The sequence below is a fragment of the Oleiphilus sp. HI0132 genome (genome assembly GCF_001635845.1).
Map to the genome: position 1 here is coordinate 1 of NZ_LWGJ01000108.1, position 781 is coordinate 781.

Genomic DNA, 781 nt, shown 5'->3' on the forward strand with positions numbered 1-781 from the left:
GCTCAGTATACTAAAGGCCGTTAACTAGCCATAGCGATCTGAGCATGTAATGACTAATAAAAGTTGAGTGAGTTATGAAAGTACTGATTGTTGATGACCAGCGTTCTATGAGGTTTGTGTCTCTAGCAGTAGTTGCCGGGCTTGGGCATGATGTCATCGAGGCCGAATGTGGACAGGATGCAATTGACCTCTGTCGGCAAGAGAAAGTCGATTTGATTTTGATGGACGTTGAAATGCCTGGTCTTAACGGTTTTGAAACGACTAAAATTATTCGTCAAGATACCTCTATATGGTTCCCCATTATTTTTGTTAGTGCTAAAACGGATACTAAGTTTTTTACTGTGGGTATTCAGTCAGGCGGCGATATTTATCTTTATAAGCCGATAGTGCCTGAAGTGCTTGAAGCGATGATTCATGCGATGGAGCGTATCGCCCAGATTCAGGACGAGCTTCATGGCACCAAATTAAAAATGGAGTTGCTCGCATTTCAAGACACCTTAAAAGGACTGGTGAACCGCCGTGGTTTTGATAAGGCCATGGAGCTGGAGATCACTAGGTCAATCAAAGAGAAAGACCCTTTAACTTTGATTATGATCGATGTTGATCAGTTTAAACCTTTCAATGATAACAACGGACATCAAGCCGGTGACGAGTGTTTAAAGGCTGTTGGTGAAACCTTGCGTAAAGCGATGTGCCGACCAGCCGATATTGTTGCTCGGTATTGTGGGGAAGAATTCGCAGTGATTTTGCCTAATACCAATGCGGTGCAAGCGCAAGCGGT

General features: G+C 43.7%; 1 protein-coding gene. It reads left to right on the forward strand.

Annotation, left to right across the window (positions count from 1 at the left end):
• Positions 1-74 precede the first annotated feature (74 nt).
• Positions 75-781 (forward strand): diguanylate cyclase (locus tag A3766_RS01350; RefSeq protein ID WP_068641513.1); only part of this gene is annotated, 707 nt, incomplete at its 3' end.